We start from the raw sequence: 14997 nt of genomic DNA, 5'->3' as shown, positions 1-14997 counted from the left end.
GCACCCCATTTATGACGCAACCGATCCTGCGATGACCGATCACACCCGTTCCGCCACGCCCTTTCGGGTCGCCGCGCTGCAAATGGTGAGCACGCCGGACGTCACGCGCAATCTCGCCGAAGCCGGCCGCCTGATCGCGGAAGCGGCCGGCGACGGCGCGCAGCTCGTGCTGCTGCCCGAGTATTTCTGCTTCATGGGCCACCGCGACACCGACAAGCTCGCACTCGCCGAACCTTACCGCGACGGTCCGATCCAGCGGTTTCTCGCGCAGGCCGCGCACCGTCACGGCATCTGGGTGATCGGCGGCACGCTGCCGCTGAAGGCGCCGGAACCCGATCGCGTGCTGAACACGACGCTCGTGTTCGACCCGAACGGCCAGGAGGCGGCCCGCTACGACAAGATCCACCTGTTCAACTTCGAGAAAGGCGACGAATCATTCGATGAGGCGCGCACGATCCGCGCGGGCGATACGGTCGTCGCGTTCGACGCGCCGTTCGGACGGGTCGGCCTGTCGGTCTGTTACGATCTGCGCTTTCCGGAGCTGTATCGCAGGATGGGCGACTGCGCGCTGATCGTCGTGCCGTCCGCGTTTACGTATACGACGGGCCGCGCGCACTGGGAAATGCTGCTGCGCGCGCGGGCCGTCGAGAACCAGTGCTACGTGCTCGCGGCCGCGCAGGGCGGCAAGCACGAGAACGGCCGGCGCACCTGGGGCCACAGCATGCTGATCGACCCATGGGGCGAGATCGTCGCGGTCCGCGACGAGGGCGCGAGCGTCGTGTCCGGCGCGCTCGATCCGCAGCGCATCGCCGACGTGCGCCAGAGCCTGCCCGCGTGGCGGCATCGTGTGCTGGCCTGAACCGCTGAAACGCCTCGGCGCTTGAAACGCCGCCCGGCCAACCCATCTGCCCAGAACGCACCCGACAACTTTTTGAGAACCCTCGATACCCGCATGAACATCATCGAACCCGGCATCCGCAATCTTGCGCTGGCGAAGGACATCCTCCTCACGCCGTACGGCCTCGACGAGAGCCTGCTCACGCGCACGATCGCCGACATCTTCACGCATCGCGTCGACTACGCGGACCTGTACTTCCAGGCGACCCGCAGCGAAGCGTGGAGCCTCGAGGAAGGCATCGTGAAGTCGGGCAGCTTCAGCATCGACCAGGGCGTCGGCGTGCGCGCGGTCGCGGGCGACCGCACCGCGTTCGCTTACTCGGACGACCTGTCGCCGGAAGCCATCGCGCAGGCAGCCGCGGCCACCAAGGCGATCGCGGCGGCCGGCGGCGGCCGCCAGAAGATCAAGGCCGCGACGTCGCTGAAGGGCATCTCGGGCCGCGACCTGTACCTGCCGTCCGATCCGCTCGCATCGCTCGACGCGACCGCCAAGGTCAAGCTGCTCGAGCGCATCGAGCAGATGGCGCGCGGCCGGGATCCGCGCGTCACGCAGGTGATGGCGGGCCTCGCCGGCGAATACGACGTCGTGCTGGTCGCGCGCAGCGACGGCGCGCTCGCGGCCGACATCCGCCCGCTCGTGCGCGTGTCGGTCACGGTGATCGCCGAACAGAACGGCCGCCGCGAGATCGGCTCCGGCGGCGGCGGCGGCCGCTTCGACTACGGCTACTTCACCGATGACGTGCTGTCGCGCTACGTCGACGACGCCGTGCACGCGGCGCTCGTGAACCTCGACGCGCGCCCCGCGCCGGCCGGCGCGATGACGGTCGTGCTCGGGCCGGGCTGGCCGGGCGTGCTGCTGCACGAGGCGATCGGCCACGGTCTCGAGGGCGACTTCAACCGCAAGGGTTCGTCGGCATTCGCCGGCCGGATCGGCGAGCAGGTTGCCGCCAAGGGCGTGACGGTGGTCGACGACGGCACGCTGCCGAACCGCCGCGGCTCGCTGAACATCGACGACGAAGGCAACCCGACGCAGTGCACGACGCTGATCGAGGACGGCATCCTGAAGGGCTACATCCAGGACACGCTGAACGCGCGCCTGATGAAGATGCCCGTCACCGGCAACGCGCGGCGCGAGTCGTACGCGGCGCTGCCGATGCCGCGCATGACCAACACGTACATGCTCAACGGCGACAAGGATCCGCAGGAAATCATCGCGTCGGTGAAGAACGGCCTGTACGCGGTGAACTTCGGCGGCGGCCAGGTCGACATCACGAACGGCAAGTTCGTGTTCTCGGCGTCCGAGGCGTACATGATCGAGAACGGCAAGGTCACCTACCCGGTGAAGGGCGCGACGCTGATCGGCAGCGGCCCGGAATCGCTGAAGTACGTGAGCATGATCGGCAACGACATGTCGCTCGACTCGGGCGTCGGCGTATGCGGCAAGGAAGGCCAGAGCGTGCCGGTCGGCGTCGGCCAGCCGACCCTGCGGATCGACAAGATGACGGTCGGCGGTACGGCATAACCGCATCGCGGCGCAGACAATCCGCGCATTTTGACGAATACGCGCGGATTGTCCGCATTTTTGAGCATCCCCGGTTGCCAGCCGACCGGCGACGCGGTATAAATTCCGAATCAACTTTTTTGACGAACCGAATCTCCGTCATGTCCGCCAAGTTTTATTTTTACTTTTTTTGGCATCTCAGACCGCTGGCGGATCGAGAGGGTTGATGGCGCGTGAAGCGCAACCGAAATTCCCGAAAAAACCGCCGGCGAACCCGGCGGTTTTTTTTCGCCCTTCGCCACCCGGTCGCTGCGCAGCGGGCCCCGCGGCCCCGACCGAAACCACTGAATCAGCTGAATTGATGAATCTGCCGCACGCCCACTGACCGAACGGCGCCCGGAAACAAGGAGAAACAGCATGCCCCCGCACAATACCGACGACGTCCGCATTCGCGAACTCAAGGAACTGACGCCGCCCGCCCACCTGATCCGCGAATTCGCGTGCTCCGAGGCCGCGTCCGAGCTGATCTACAACTCGCGCCAGTCGATGCACCGCATCCTGCACGGGATGGACGACCGGCTGATCGTCGTGATCGGGCCGTGCTCGATCCACGATACGAAGGCGGCGATCGAGTATGCGGGGCGGCTCGTGAAGGAGCGCGAGCGCTTCGCGGGCGAACTGGAAATCGTGATGCGCGTGTACTTCGAGAAGCCGCGCACGACGGTCGGCTGGAAGGGGCTCATCAACGATCCGCACCTGGACAACAGCTTCAAGATCAACGAAGGGCTGCGCACCGCGCGTGAACTGCTGCTGCAGATCAACGAGATGGGGCTGCCGGCCGCGACCGAATACCTCGACATGATCAGCCCGCAGTACATCGCCGACCTGATCTCGTGGGGCGCGATCGGCGCGCGCACGACCGAGTCGCAGGTGCACCGCGAACTGGCGTCGGGGCTGTCGTGCCCGGTCGGCTTCAAGAACGGCACCGACGGCAACGTGAAGATCGCGGTCGACGCGATCAAGGCCGCGTCGCAGCCACACCATTTCCTGTCGGTGACCAAGGGCGGCCACTCGGCGATCGTGTCGACGGCCGGCAATGAAGACTGCCACGTGATCCTGCGCGGCGGCAAGACGCCGAACTACGACGCGGACAGCGTGAACGCCGCGTGCGCGGACATCGGCAAGGCCGGCCTCGCCGCGCGTCTGATGATCGACGCGAGCCACGCGAACAGCTCGAAGAAGCACGAGAACCAGATCCCCGTGTGCGCGGACATCGGCCGCCAGGTCGCGGCCGGCGACGAGCGCATCGTCGGCGTGATGATCGAGTCGCACCTCGTCGAGGGGCGCCAGGACCTGAAGGAAGGCTGCCCGCTGACCTACGGCCAGAGCATCACCGACGCGTGCATCGCGTGGGACGACAGCGTGAAGGTGCTCGAAGGCCTCGCGGAATCGGTGAAGGCACGCCGCGTCGCGCGCGGCAGCGGCAACTGACGGGCGCAAACAGGCTGAACCGCATGACCCCGCCTGGCGGCGGATTGGTCATGCGGCCAGCCTGCGGTCGTCGTTTCGCTCTGCTAGACTAGCTAACATTATCTAGCTAACCAAGGAGGGTGACCATGCCGACCGTCAACATGCACGATGCCAAGTCGCGGCTCTCAAGCCTCGTCGAAGCGCTTGAACTGGGGCGCGAATCCGAAGTCGTGATCGCCCGCAATGGTCATCCGGTTGCCCGGATCGTTCCTTATGCTGCGCCAAAACGGATCGGTGCAGCCCGTCAGTTGCTTGCCGGGCTGAACATCCCGACAACCGTCGAGGCATTCAATGCCGGCGATGAATCGATCGCCGCCGACTTCGACGCGAGCTCGAAAGAGGGACTCGCACCGTGAAACTGCTGCTCGATACGCACATCGCACTATGGGCGGCTGAAGGCGTGCCTCAACTTTCGGCGACCGCGGCCGCATTGATCGAACATCCTGAAAACACGCTGTACGTTAGCGCCGCGTCCATCTGGGAAATCGCGATCAAATACCGCAAAGGCAATCTGCCCGTCCATCCACGCGATGCGCGTTCGGCATTCCGGCTCGCCGGTTTTGCGGAATTGCCGATCAGCAGCGATCACGTCGAAGGTGTCGCCGCACTGCCCGATTTTCCGGATCATGCCGATCCGTTCGACCGCGTGATGGTCGCGCAGGCACTCCATGAAGGCATGCCGCTCGTCAGCGCCGATCCCAAGGTGTGGCGCTATCACGCCACGCTGATGCTGCGCGCCTGACGCGCTGCCCGCCACAAAATCAAAACCCGGCTCGCGCCGGGCTTTCTCATTGCCTTGGCCGAAACCGGCCGTCAGGCTCTCACTCGAGCGCACCCGAGCCGAAGATCTCGGTATTGATGCGCTCCGGCGCGACGCCGAGCGCGACCAATGCATCGCGTTGCGCCTTCATGAACGCGATCGGGCCGCAGATGTAGTAGTCGGCATCCGGCACCAGCGCATAGTGCTTCACGCGCTCCGGCGTCAGGCGCCCCTCGAGGTCGTGATCGACGCCGACACGGTCGTTCGGGCCGACCAGTTCGTACAGCACCGTGCGCTTGAAGTTGGCGTGTTCGCGCACCGTATCGTTCAGCCAGTCGCGGAACGCATGCACCGCGCCCGACCGGCATGCGTGGACGAACCGCACCTCACGCCGGCTGCCCTCGCCGGCCAGCGTCGATACCATCGACACCATCGGCGTCAGGCCGACGCCGCCGGAGATCAGCACGACCGGCGTATCGACGCCGCGCTTCAGCGAGAATTCGCCCATCGGCGCGGTCACCTCGACGATCGCGCCCTCCTCCACGCCGTCATGCATCAGCGTCGATACCTTGCCGGCCGGGATCGCTTCCGGCTGGCCGGCCTCGCGCTTCACCGAGATGCGCAGCCACTTGCCGTGCGGCGCGTCGGACAGGCTGTACTGGCGCGGCTGGTCGACGCCGAGATCGCCCACGAAGCGCTTCACCGTGATGTACTGGCCCGGCTCGAAGGTCGGCGCCTCGCCGCCGTCGGCGGGCGTCAAGTAGAACGACGTGATCTCGTCGCTTTCACGCACCTTGCGGGCGACCTTGAACGGACGGAAGCCGCTCCACGCGGCGCCCGCGTACAGGTCGGCCTCGGCGCCGATCAGGATCTGCGCGAGCTGGCCGTACGCGACGCGCCATGCCTCGAGCGTCTCCGCATCGACCGCGTCGCCGAGCACCTCGACGATCGACGCGAGCAGGTTCTCGCCGACGATCGGGTAATGCTCCGGGCGGATGTTCAGGCTCGCGTGCTTGTGCGCGATGTGCGACACCGCACCGCCGAGCGCGCCGAGGTTGTCGATGTTCGCCGCATACGCATAGACCGCCTTCGCGAGCGTTTCCGGCTGGCTGCCGGTCTTCTGGTGCGTCTGGTTGAACAGGTTCTTCAATTCCGGATGCCGCGCGAACATGCGCTGGTAGAAATGCTTCGTGATCGTCGCGCCATGCACGGCGAGGACAGGGGCAGTGGCCTTCACGCGAGCCATCTGATCAGCGGTGATGTGGGTCATGTTCGTTCTCCGTTAAACATGCACATACGATACATCTTTAAAAATCGACGCCCCTCGGGCAAATTGTCGCAGCGCGGAAAAACGACACCGGGCGTCAGCGGACGCGCCCGCGCTCCCACAGCACGTCCGAGCCGCCACCCGCGCGGTTCAGCACGCGCGCCAGCACGAACAGCAGGTCCGACAGCCGGTTCACGTACCGCCGCGGCGCATCATTGAGCGTGTCGGTGCGCCCGAGCGCGACGATCGAGCGCTCGGCGCGGCGGCACACCGTCCGGCAGACATGCGCAAGCGACGCCGCGCGCGAGCCGGCCGGCAGGATGAACTCCTTCAGCGGCGGCAGCGTCGCGTTGTAGTCGGCGAGCCACCGGTCGAGGCGCGCGAGGTGCGTGTCGTCGAGCACCGCGTGGCCCGGAATGCACAGCTCGCCGCCGAGATCGAACAGGTCGTGCTGGATCGTGACGAGCGCGGTGCGAATGTCGTCCGGCAGCGGCTCGGCAAGCAGCACGCCGAGGGTCGAGTTCAATTCGTCGACGTCGCCGATCGCGGCGATCCGTACATCGTCCTTGCCGACGCGCCGCCCGTCGCCGAGGCCGGTGGTGCCGTCGTCGCCCGTGCGCGTGGCGATCTTGCTCAAGCGGTTGCCCATGCGAATGTCCTCTCGTGCGCGGCCGCGACGCGGCCCGGTTGCGTTGCAACGCAATTATCGCAGCCCGCGGCGGGGGCCGCAGCGGACGTTGCAGCGTAGAATGAACCGAAACTTTGACAAGCAGTCGTCAGGAGACATTCGTGAATCACGCTGCCCCGCCAGCCGCCACGCGCCGCCCCCTCCCGCCCGCGATGCTCGACGCGCTGCGCGCCGCCTTCGGCGCGCGCGTGTCGACCGCCGACGCCGTCCGCGCCCATCACGGCCGCGACGAATCGCCGTTCGATCCGCAACTGCCCGACGCCGTCGTGTTCGCGCACAGCGCCGATGAAGTCCGCGAAGTCGTGTCGCTGTGCGCGCTCTACAGCGTGCCGCTGATCCCGTACGGCGCCGGCTCGTCGCTCGAAGGCCACTTGCTCGCCGTGCGCGGCGGCGTATCGCTCGACCTGTCGGAAATGAACCGCGTGCTGTCGATCAACGCCGAAGACCTGACCGTCACGGTCGAACCGGGCATCACGCGCAAGGCGCTCAACGAGGCGCTGCGCGACACCGGCCTGTTCTTCCCGATCGATCCGGGCGCCGACGCCAGCATCGGCGGCATGACCGCGACCCGCGCATCGGGCACCAACGCCGTGCGCTACGGGACGATGCGCGAGAACGTGCTCGGCCTGACCGCCGTGCTCGCCGACGGCCGCGTCGTGAAGACGGGCTCGCGCGCGCGCAAGTCGTCGGCCGGCTACGACCTCACGCGCCTGTTCGTCGGTTCCGAAGGCACGCTCGGCGTGATCACCGAGATCACGCTGCGCCTGCATCCGCTGCCCGAAGCCGTGTCGGCCGCGATCTGCACGTTCCCGTCGATGGGCGACGCGGTGCGCACCGTGATCGAGACGATCCAGATCGGCGTGCCGATCGCGCGCGTCGAATTCGTCGACGCGCTCGCGGTGCGCTCGATCAACCGCCACTCGAACCTGACGCTCGCCGAAGCGCCGACACTGTTCTTCGAATTCCACGGCACCGAAGCCGGCGTGAAGGAACAGGCCGAGCTCGTGCAGGCGCTCGCGGGCCAGAATCACGGCCAGGGCTTCGAATGGGCGACCCGCCCCGAGGACCGCACGCGGCTCTGGGCCGCGCGCCACAACGCGTACTTCGCGATGCTGCAGCTGAAACCCGGCTGCCGCGCGGTGACGACCGACGTGTGCGTGCCGATCTCGCAACTCGCCGCGTGCGTCGAGGAGACCGAAACCGACCTGCGCGCATCGTCGCTGCCCTGCCCGATCGTCGGCCACGTCGGCGACGGCAATTTCCACGTCGCGATCCTGATCGATCCCGACAAGCCCGAGGAACTCGACGAAGCCGAGCGCATCAACGACCGGATCGTCGAACGCGCGCTGCGCCTCGGCGGCACCTGCACGGGCGAGCACGGCGTCGGGCTGCACAAGATGCGCTTCCTGCCGAAGGAGCACGGCGAGCATGCCATCGACGCGATGCGCGCGATCAAGCTCGCGCTCGATCCGCGCAACCTGATGAATCCCGGCAAGATCTTCACGTGCTGACACGCCGGCGCGCCGCTGCGCCGCCCGCAGGAGACCCCATGAACGCTTCCGTCGAACTGTCGAGCGCGACTCGCGCGCAGCGCCAGCGCGAAGTCGTGCAGGCGCTGATGGCCGTGCTGCCGACGCATTGCCTGCTGTTCCGTGACGAAGACACCGCGCCGTACGAGTGTGACGGCCTGTCCGCGTACCGCCGGCTGCCGCTCGCGGTCGCGCTGCCCGAAACCGAATCGCAGGTGCAGCGCATCGTGCAGATCTGCCGCCGCATGGAAGTGCCGATCGTGCCGCGCGGCGCGGGCACGAGCCTGTCCGGCGGCGCGCTGCCGGTCGCGAACGGCGTCGTGCTGTCGCTCGCGCGCTTCACGCGCATCGTCGAGGTCGATCCGTACGCGCGCACGGCCACCGTGCAGCCCGGCGTGCGCAACCTCGCGATTTCGGAAGCCGCCTCACCGTACGGGCTGTACTACGCGCCCGATCCTTCGTCGCAGATCGCCTGCACGATCGGCGGCAACGTCGCGGAAAATTCCGGCGGCGTCCACTGCCTGAAATACGGGCTGACCGTGCACAACGTGATGCGCGTGCGCGCGGTCACGATCGACGGCGAGATCGTCGAATTCGGTTCGCTCGGCCTCGATACGCCGGGCCTCGACCTGCTCGCGGTGATGATCGGCAGCGAAGGGATGTTCGCGATCGTCACCGAGGTCACGGTGAAGCTGATCCCGAAACCGCAGACCGCGCAGCTCGTGATGGCGAGCTTCGACGATGTCGTGAAGGGCGGCGAGGCGGTCGCCGCGATCATCGCGTCGGGCATCATCCCGGCCGGGCTCGAGATGATGGACAAGCCGGCCACGCAGGCCGTCGAGGCGTTCACGCACGCGGGCTACGACCTCGACGCGAAGGCGATCCTGCTGTGCGAATCGGACGGCACGCCGGAAGAAGTCGCGGAGGAGATCGTCCGCATGACGGCGGTGCTGCGCGAGCACGGCGCGACGCGCATCCAGGTGTCGCGCAACGAAAGCGAGCGGCTGCGCTTCTGGTCGGGCCGCAAGAACGCGTTCCCGGCCGCCGGGCGCATTTCCGCCGACTATTACTGCATGGACGGCACCGTGCCGCGCCGCGCGATCGGCCCGCTGCTCGCGCGCATCGAGCAGCTCGAGACGCGCTACGGGCTGCGCTGCATCAACGTGTTCCATGCCGGCGACGGCAACATGCATCCGCTGATCCTCTACAACGCGAACGATCCGGACGAGCTGCACCGCGCCGAGCAGTTCGGCGCGGAAATCCTCGAATGCTGCGTGGAATTCGGCGGCAGCGTGACGGGCGAGCACGGCGTCGGCATCGAAAAGCTCAACTCGATGTGCGTACAGTTCTCGCCGCAGGAGCGCGATGCGTTCTTCGCGGTCAAGCGCGCGTTCGATCCGGCCGGGCTGCTCAATCCCGACAAGGGCATCCCGACCCGCGCGCGCTGCGCGGAGTACGGTCGCCAGCACGTGCGCGGCGGGCTGCTGCCGCACCCCGACCTGCCGCGCTTCTGAGCGCCGCGCGGTTGCGCGGGCCGCGACGTATCGCCCTGCCCGCGCGTCGGCCGTGCGCGCGGCGGTGCCTGCATGCCTTCGTGATACGGGGCTTAGGGATAGTCGCGATGTGGATTCGCGCCACCCCGGTACAATCGACCGGACAACAAGACGAGGCAGCAACAGAACATGGAAGAGGACGACATCGTCGCCGGATGGGCCGAGCGCATTCGCGCCGCCAGTGCCGACGGTCAGCCGCTGCGGATTCGCGGCGGCGGCACCAAGGACTGGTACGGCCAGGCGCTGGACGGCGAAATACTCGACACGCGCGCGTTTCAGGGCATCGTGTCGTACGACCCGGCCGAACTCGTCGTCACGGTCCGCGCGGGCACGCCGCTCGCGCAGCTTGAAACCGTCCTCGACGAGTGCGGCCAGATGCTGCCGTTCGAGCCGCCGCACTTCGGCCGCGCGGCCACCGTCGGCGGCTGCATCGCGGCCGGCCTCGCGGGCCCGCGCCGCGCGGCCTGCGGCGCGCCGCGCGATTTCGTGCTGGGCGTCACGCTGATGAACGGCCGCGGCGAAGTGTTGCGCTTCGGCGGGCAGGTCGTGAAGAACGTGGCCGGCTACGACGTGTCGCGGCTGATGGCCGGCGCGCTCGGCACGCTCGGGCTGATGCTCGACCTGTCGATCAAGGTGCTGCCCGTGCCGGTCGCCGAAGTCACGCTGAAGTTCGAGATGACCGCGACCGACGCGGTGCGCAAGCTCAACGAATGGGGCGGCCATCCGCTGCCCGTCAGCGCGAGCGCCTGGCGCAACGGTACGCTGGTGCTGCGGCTGTCGGGGGCCGAGGCCGCCGTGAAATCGGCGAAGACGCTGCTCGGCGGCGAAGTCGTCGACGCGGTCGAGGCCGAACGCTTCTGGGCCGGCGTGCGCGAGCACACCGACCCGTTCTTCAACGGGATCCCGCCCGGCTATGCGCTGTGGCGCCTCGCGCTGCCGTCGATCACCGAACCGATGCACCTGCCCGGCACCCAGCTGATGGAATGGGGCGGCGCGCAGCGCTGGTGGATCACCGACGCCGATGCGCAGACGGTACGCATGAGCGCGAAGCAGGCCGGCGGCCATGCGACGCTGTTCCGCGCGGGCGAGTCCTACGACCGCAGCGCGGGCGTGTTCACGCCGCTGCCCGCGCCGCTGATGAAAATTCACCGCGGGCTGAAGGCTGCGTTCGATCCCGCGCGCATCTTCAACCGCGGCCGGCTCTACCCCGATCTCTGAGGGCTCGATGCAAACGAACCTCGCCGATTTCATCCGCAACACGCCCGACGGCGACGAGGCCGACGCGATCCTGCGCAAGTGCGTGCATTGCGGCTTCTGCACCGCGACGTGCCCGACCTACCAGCTGCTCGGCGACGAACTCGACGGCCCGCGCGGGCGTATCTACCTGATCAAGCAGATGGTCGAAGGCGCGCCGGTCACGCGCAGCACGCAGCAGCACCTCGACCGCTGCCTCACCTGCCGCAGCTGCGAGACGACCTGCCCGTCGGGCGTCCAGTACGGCCGGCTCGTCGAAATCGGCCGCAAGCACGTCGAGGCGCAAGTGCAGCGCCCCGTGCAGCAGCGGCTCGTGCGCCGCCTGCTCGCGAGCGTCGTGCCGAACGCGGCGCTGTTCTCGCCGCTCATGCGGCTCGGCCAGCACGTGCGGCCGCTCTTGCCGAAGCGGCTGCGCGACAAGGTGCCGCCGCGCACGAGGCTGCTCGAATGGCCACAGCGCACGCATCCGCGCAAGATGCTGATGCTCGGCGGCTGCGTGCAGCCGTCGATGCTGCCGAACATCAACATCGCGACCGCGCGCGTGCTCGACGCGCTCGGCGTCGAAACGATCGTCGCACCCGACGCGGGCTGCTGCGGCGCGATCCGCCTGCACCTGAACTATCACGACGAAGCGCTCGCCGACGCACGCCGCAACATCGATGCATGGTGGCCGTATGTCGAGCAAGGCGCCGAAGCGATCGTGATGAACGCATCGGGCTGCGGCGCGACGGTGCTCGAATATGCGCACCTGCTGCGCGACGATCCGGCCTATGCGGAGAAGGCGCGGCGCATCGTCGCGCTCACGCGCGACATCTCCGACGTGCTGCTCGCGTTCGAGGCCGAGATCGCGACGCTCGCGCGGCGCCGCGCGATCCATACGGTCGCGTACCACCCGCCGTGCACGCTGCAGCACGGCCAGCAGTCGCGCGGCAAGGTCGAGCGCCTGCTCGAGACGCTCGGCATCGAGGTGCGGCTGCCGGCCGACAGCCATCTGTGCTGCGGGTCGGCCGGTACCTATTCGCTGACGCAGCCGTCGCTGTCGTACCGGCTGCGCAAGCAGAAGCTGCTGAAGCTGCAGGCACTCGAGCCGCAAATGATCGTGTCCGGCAACGTGGGCTGCATCGCGCATCTGCAAAGCGGCACGCAGATTCCGGTCGTGCACTGGATCCAGCTCGTCGAGCATCTGCTGTACGGCTAGCGCGGCGCCGGCCCGGCCGGTCGCGCACGGCATCCCGTCCGTATAATGAGCGAATCGATGCGGCGCGTGCCGTGCCGCATCCGCCGCGGTATTCGCCGCCGCATTCGCTTCCCGTGCCTGCTTCCGTGCCCGTCATGTCCGATTTCGCCGCCCGTCTCGACTCCGTTCACCGCCGCATCGCCGACGCCGCCCGCGCGGCCGGCCGCGATCCCGCCACCGTCACGCTGCTCGCCGTGTCGAAGACGTTTCCCGCCGACGACGTGCGCGCCGCCCATGCGGCCGGACAACGCGCGTTCGGCGAAAACTACGTGCAGGAATCGATCGACAAGATCGACGCGCTCGCGGATCTGCGCGCCGGGCTCGAATGGCATTTCATCGGGCCGCTGCAATCGAACAAGACGCGCCCGGTCGCCGAGCGGTTCGACTGGGTCCATTCGGTCGACCGGCTGAAGATCGCGCAGCGCCTCGCCGAACAGCGCCCCGCGCACCTGCCGCCGCTCAACGTGTGCGTGCAGGTGAACATCAGCGGCGAGGCGTCGAAGAGCGGCGTCGCGCCGGCCGACGTGGCCGAGGTCGCGCGCGCGGTCGCCGCGCTGCCGATGCTGCGCCTGCGCGGCCTGATGGCGATTCCCGAACCGGCCGGCGATACCGACGCGCAACGCGCGCCGCATCGTGCGCTGCGTGCGCTGTTCGATACGCTGCGTGCGGAAGGCCTGCCGCTCGACACGTTGTCGATGGGCATGTCCGCCGATCTCGAAGCCGCGGTGCTCGAAGGCGCGACGATCGTGCGCGTCGGCACCGCAATCTTCGGCGCACGCGACTATTCGCACTGAGCGCCGCCCTTTTCCGCCTTTCCGTTCACTCACCTGCTCAATCGGACATCATGAAAATCGCATTCATCGGCGGCGGCAACATGGCCGCGGCCCTGATCGGCGGCCTGATCAAGCGCGGCGTCGCGGCTGACGGCCTGTATGCCATCGACGTCAACGAGGACGCCCGCGCGCGCGCCGCGCAGCAATTCGGCATCCGCACCGGCGCGGCCGTCGACGCGACGCTCGCGGACTACGACGCGATCGTGCTCGCGGTGAAGCCGCAGGTGCTGAAGGACGTCGCGCAGGCGCTCGCGCCGCATCTGAAATCGCAGCTCGTGATCAGCATCGCGGCCGGCATCCGCGGCACCGACCTCGCCCGCTGGCTCGGCGACTACGCGCGTGTCGTGCGCACGATGCCGAACACGCCCGCGCTCGTCGGCATGGGCGTGACGGGTCTCGCCGCGCTGCCGGGCGTCGACGCGGCCGGTCGCGAGCTTGCATCGAACGTGCTCGGCGCGGTCGGCGAGATCGTGTGGTTCGACGACGAAGCGCAGCTCGACGCGGTCACGGCGATCTCGGGCAGCGGTCCGGCCTACGTGTTCTATTTCATCGAAGCGCTGCAGGAAGCCGCGCGCCGCCTCGGCATGAACGACGAACAGGGCCGCGCGCTCGCGGTCGCGACGTTCGCGGGCGCCGCGCAGCTCGCCGCGCAATCGGGCGAGCCGGCAAGCGTGCTGCGCGAGCGCGTGACGTCGAAGGGCGGCACGACGGCCGCCGCGCTCGCGTCGTTCGACGCGCAGGGCGTGAAGGAAGCGATCGTGCGCGGCGCGCTCGCAGCCGAGGCGCGTGCGAAGGAAATGGGCGACGAGCTCGGCCGCGCGTAAGGGCAGCGACCTTCGCCGTGCTTACGGCACCGGCAACAAAAAAGCGGCCTCGGCCGCTTTTTTGTTGGCATCGCGCGCCGGGGGCGCGCAGCCGTTTCAGTTGCCCGCCGGACCCGCCAGCAGGTAGTGCGCGGCGATCCCCGCGAACAGCACGCCGCCGAGCCAGTTGTTGTGCCGGAACGCCGCGAAGCACGGCATCCGCTCGCGGCCCTTGATCAGCGTGTAGTGATACAGCGCGCAGCCGACCGCCGCGGCCCAGCCGGCCCAGTATGCGAGGCCGAAGCCGAGCGTCACGCCGATCCACACGTAGATGCCGAGCGTCACCGCATAGCACAGCATGACGGCCGCGACGTCGAAGCGGCCGAACGTGAGCGCGGACGTGCGAATGCCGATCTTGATGTCGTCGTCGCGGTCGACCATCGCGTATTCGGTGTCGTACGCGACCGACCAGAAGATGTTCGCAACCAGCATCACCCACGCGAGCATCGGCACCGTGTCCTGCACGGCCGCGAACGCCATCGGGATGCCGAAGCCGAACGCGATGCCGAGATACGCCTGCGGAATCGCGAAGAAACGCTTCATGAACGGATACGAGCCGGCGACGAACAGCGCGACGACCGACAGCTCTTTCGTCAGCGTATTGAGCGGCAGGATCAGCAGGAACGAGATGAACGCCAGCACCACCGCGATCGCGACGGCTTCCCATGCGCGGATCTTGCCCGACGTCAGCGGCCGGTCGGCCGTGCGCTTCACGTGGCGATCGAAATCGCGGTCGGCATAGTCGTTCATCGCGCAGCCGGCCGAGCGCATCAGCAGCGTGCCGAGCACGAAGATCACGAGCAGCGGCCAGCGCGGATGGCCGTCCGACGCGATCCACAGTGCGTTGAGCGTCGGCCAGAGCAGCAGCAGGCTGCCGATCGGCTTGTCCATCCGGACGAGCCGCAGATACAGGGGAAAGCGGGCAAGCATGGCGAAGCACCGGGAAGATAACCCCGGCATTTTAGAGCCGAGCGGCCGTCCGCGTCATGTCGGGACGGCCCGCGACCGGGTGCCGCTGCGCGCGCGGCCCGCCCGGGCCCGCTGCAGGCGGCCGGGCAATCCCGCGCGTCAATCAAGGGACAGAT

Annotated in this window: 15 protein-coding genes; 11 read left to right on the top strand and 4 right to left on the bottom strand. The window is 68.1% G+C overall.

Features of this window, described 5'->3' with window-relative positions; genetic code table 11:
* Positions 1-31 precede the first annotated feature (31 nt).
* Both DIE22_RS08235 and tldD read left to right on the top strand, forming a co-directional pair.
* Positions 32-859, top strand: a complete 828-nt coding sequence (locus tag DIE22_RS08235) for a carbon-nitrogen hydrolase family protein (RefSeq protein ID WP_124498251.1) — start codon at positions 32-34, stop codon at positions 857-859.
* A 93-nt stretch (positions 860-952) separates the two neighbouring features.
* A complete protein-coding gene (gene tldD, locus DIE22_RS08230) occupies positions 953-2419 on the top strand; it encodes a metalloprotease TldD (RefSeq protein WP_124498250.1) in 1467 nt (488 codons plus the stop codon).
* Positions 2420-2529: 110 nt separating this feature from the next.
* Here the strand turns inward: tldD and DIE22_RS38120 are convergent, their stop codons facing one another.
* Complete coding sequence (locus DIE22_RS38120; RefSeq protein ID WP_185640573.1) at positions 2530-2817, bottom strand: hypothetical protein; 288 nt, start codon at positions 2815-2817, stop codon at positions 2530-2532.
* Here DIE22_RS38120 and aroG point away from each other — a divergent pair.
* From aroG to DIE22_RS08215, 3 genes are all read left to right on the top strand, one after another.
* On the top strand, positions 2816-3889 hold the full coding sequence (aroG, locus tag DIE22_RS08225; RefSeq protein WP_124498249.1) for a 3-deoxy-7-phosphoheptulonate synthase AroG: 1074 nt from the start codon (positions 2816-2818) through the stop codon (positions 3887-3889). The two genes, DIE22_RS38120 and aroG, sit on opposite strands and share 2 nt — an antisense overlap.
* 125 nt (positions 3890-4014) lie before the next feature.
* The gene (locus DIE22_RS08220) at positions 4015-4284 is read left to right on the top strand and encodes a type II toxin-antitoxin system Phd/YefM family antitoxin (RefSeq protein ID WP_124498248.1); all 270 of its coding nucleotides are present in this window, start codon (positions 4015-4017) and stop codon (positions 4282-4284) included.
* Positions 4281-4670, top strand: a complete 390-nt coding sequence (locus DIE22_RS08215) for a type II toxin-antitoxin system VapC family toxin (RefSeq protein WP_124498247.1) — start codon at positions 4281-4283, stop codon at positions 4668-4670. Before DIE22_RS08220 ends, DIE22_RS08215 begins: the two co-directional genes overlap by 4 nt.
* Positions 4671-4749: 79 nt before the next feature.
* Here DIE22_RS08215 and hmpA read toward each other — a convergent pair whose 3' ends face one another.
* Both hmpA and DIE22_RS08205 read right to left on the bottom strand, forming a co-directional pair.
* The gene (gene hmpA / locus DIE22_RS08210) at positions 4750-5958 is read right to left on the bottom strand and encodes an NO-inducible flavohemoprotein (RefSeq protein ID WP_124498246.1); all 1209 of its coding nucleotides are present in this window, start codon (positions 5956-5958) and stop codon (positions 4750-4752) included.
* Positions 5959-6052: 94 nt separating this feature from the next.
* On the bottom strand, positions 6053-6604 hold the full coding sequence (locus DIE22_RS08205; RefSeq protein WP_124498245.1) for a cob(I)yrinic acid a,c-diamide adenosyltransferase: 552 nt from the start codon (positions 6602-6604) through the stop codon (positions 6053-6055).
* A 140-nt stretch (positions 6605-6744) separates the two neighbouring features.
* Here DIE22_RS08205 and DIE22_RS08200 point away from each other — a divergent pair, with 140 nt between their 5' ends.
* From DIE22_RS08200 to proC, 6 genes are all read left to right on the top strand, one after another.
* Positions 6745-8154: an FAD-binding oxidoreductase gene (locus DIE22_RS08200; protein ID WP_124498244.1), complete on the top strand. Its 1410-nt coding sequence runs from the start codon at positions 6745-6747 to the stop codon at positions 8152-8154.
* Positions 8155-8192: 38 nt separating this feature from the next.
* Positions 8193-9686, top strand: coding sequence for an FAD-linked oxidase C-terminal domain-containing protein (locus DIE22_RS08195; protein WP_124498243.1), 1494 nt, complete (start codon positions 8193-8195; stop codon positions 9684-9686).
* Between the two features lie 168 nt (positions 9687-9854).
* Entirely contained in the window at positions 9855-10943 is a 1089-nt protein-coding gene (gene glcE, locus DIE22_RS08190) for a glycolate oxidase subunit GlcE (protein WP_124498242.1), read from the top strand.
* 7 nt (positions 10944-10950) lie between these two features.
* Positions 10951-12177, top strand: coding sequence for a glycolate oxidase subunit GlcF (gene glcF, locus DIE22_RS08185; RefSeq protein WP_124498241.1), 1227 nt, complete (start codon positions 10951-10953; stop codon positions 12175-12177).
* Between the two features lie 134 nt (positions 12178-12311).
* Positions 12312-13010, top strand: coding sequence for a YggS family pyridoxal phosphate-dependent enzyme (locus DIE22_RS08180; protein WP_124498240.1), 699 nt, complete (start codon positions 12312-12314; stop codon positions 13008-13010).
* A 50-nt stretch (positions 13011-13060) separates the two neighbouring features.
* Complete coding sequence (gene proC, locus DIE22_RS08175; RefSeq protein WP_124498239.1) at positions 13061-13873, top strand: pyrroline-5-carboxylate reductase; 813 nt, start codon at positions 13061-13063, stop codon at positions 13871-13873.
* A gap of 96 nt (positions 13874-13969) precedes the next feature.
* Here the strand turns inward: proC and ubiA are convergent, their stop codons facing one another.
* The gene (ubiA, locus tag DIE22_RS08170) at positions 13970-14842 is read right to left on the bottom strand and encodes a 4-hydroxybenzoate octaprenyltransferase (RefSeq protein WP_124498238.1); all 873 of its coding nucleotides are present in this window, start codon (positions 14840-14842) and stop codon (positions 13970-13972) included.
* Positions 14843-14997 lie beyond the last annotated feature (155 nt).

The organism is Burkholderia sp. Bp9142, from assembly GCF_003853415.1.
Classification (GTDB): Bacteria; Pseudomonadota; Gammaproteobacteria; order Burkholderiales; family Burkholderiaceae; genus Burkholderia.
The sequence above is the reverse complement of the archived record's forward strand: the minus strand, read 5'-3'. Positions and strand labels throughout refer to the sequence as shown.

Bases quoted from the DNA above. Each gene is read 5' to 3' on its own strand.
- aroG (WP_124498249.1), top strand. From the start codon at position 2,816: ATGCCCCCGCACAATACCGACGACGTCCGCATTCGCGAACTCAAGGAA.
- DIE22_RS38120 (WP_185640573.1), bottom strand. From the start codon at position 2,817: ATGCTGTTTCTCCTTGTTTCCGGGCGCCGTTCGGTCAGTGGGCGTGCG.
- glcE (WP_124498242.1), top strand. From the start codon at position 9,855: ATGGAAGAGGACGACATCGTCGCCGGATGGGCCGAGCGCATTCGCGCC.
- proC (WP_124498239.1), top strand. From the start codon at position 13,061: ATGAAAATCGCATTCATCGGCGGCGGCAACATGGCCGCGGCCCTGATC.
- DIE22_RS08220 (WP_124498248.1), top strand. From the start codon at position 4,015: ATGCCGACCGTCAACATGCACGATGCCAAGTCGCGGCTCTCAAGCCTC.
- hmpA (WP_124498246.1), bottom strand. From the start codon at position 5,958: ATGACCCACATCACCGCTGATCAGATGGCTCGCGTGAAGGCCACTGCC.
- tldD (WP_124498250.1), top strand. From the start codon at position 953: ATGAACATCATCGAACCCGGCATCCGCAATCTTGCGCTGGCGAAGGAC.
- DIE22_RS08195 (WP_124498243.1), top strand. From the start codon at position 8,193: ATGAACGCTTCCGTCGAACTGTCGAGCGCGACTCGCGCGCAGCGCCAG.
- glcF (WP_124498241.1), top strand. From the start codon at position 10,951: ATGCAAACGAACCTCGCCGATTTCATCCGCAACACGCCCGACGGCGAC.
- DIE22_RS08205 (WP_124498245.1), bottom strand. From the start codon at position 6,604: ATGGGCAACCGCTTGAGCAAGATCGCCACGCGCACGGGCGACGACGGC.
- DIE22_RS08180 (WP_124498240.1), top strand. From the start codon at position 12,312: ATGTCCGATTTCGCCGCCCGTCTCGACTCCGTTCACCGCCGCATCGCC.
- ubiA (WP_124498238.1), bottom strand. From the start codon at position 14,842: ATGCTTGCCCGCTTTCCCCTGTATCTGCGGCTCGTCCGGATGGACAAG.
- DIE22_RS08235 (WP_124498251.1), top strand. From the start codon at position 32: ATGACCGATCACACCCGTTCCGCCACGCCCTTTCGGGTCGCCGCGCTG.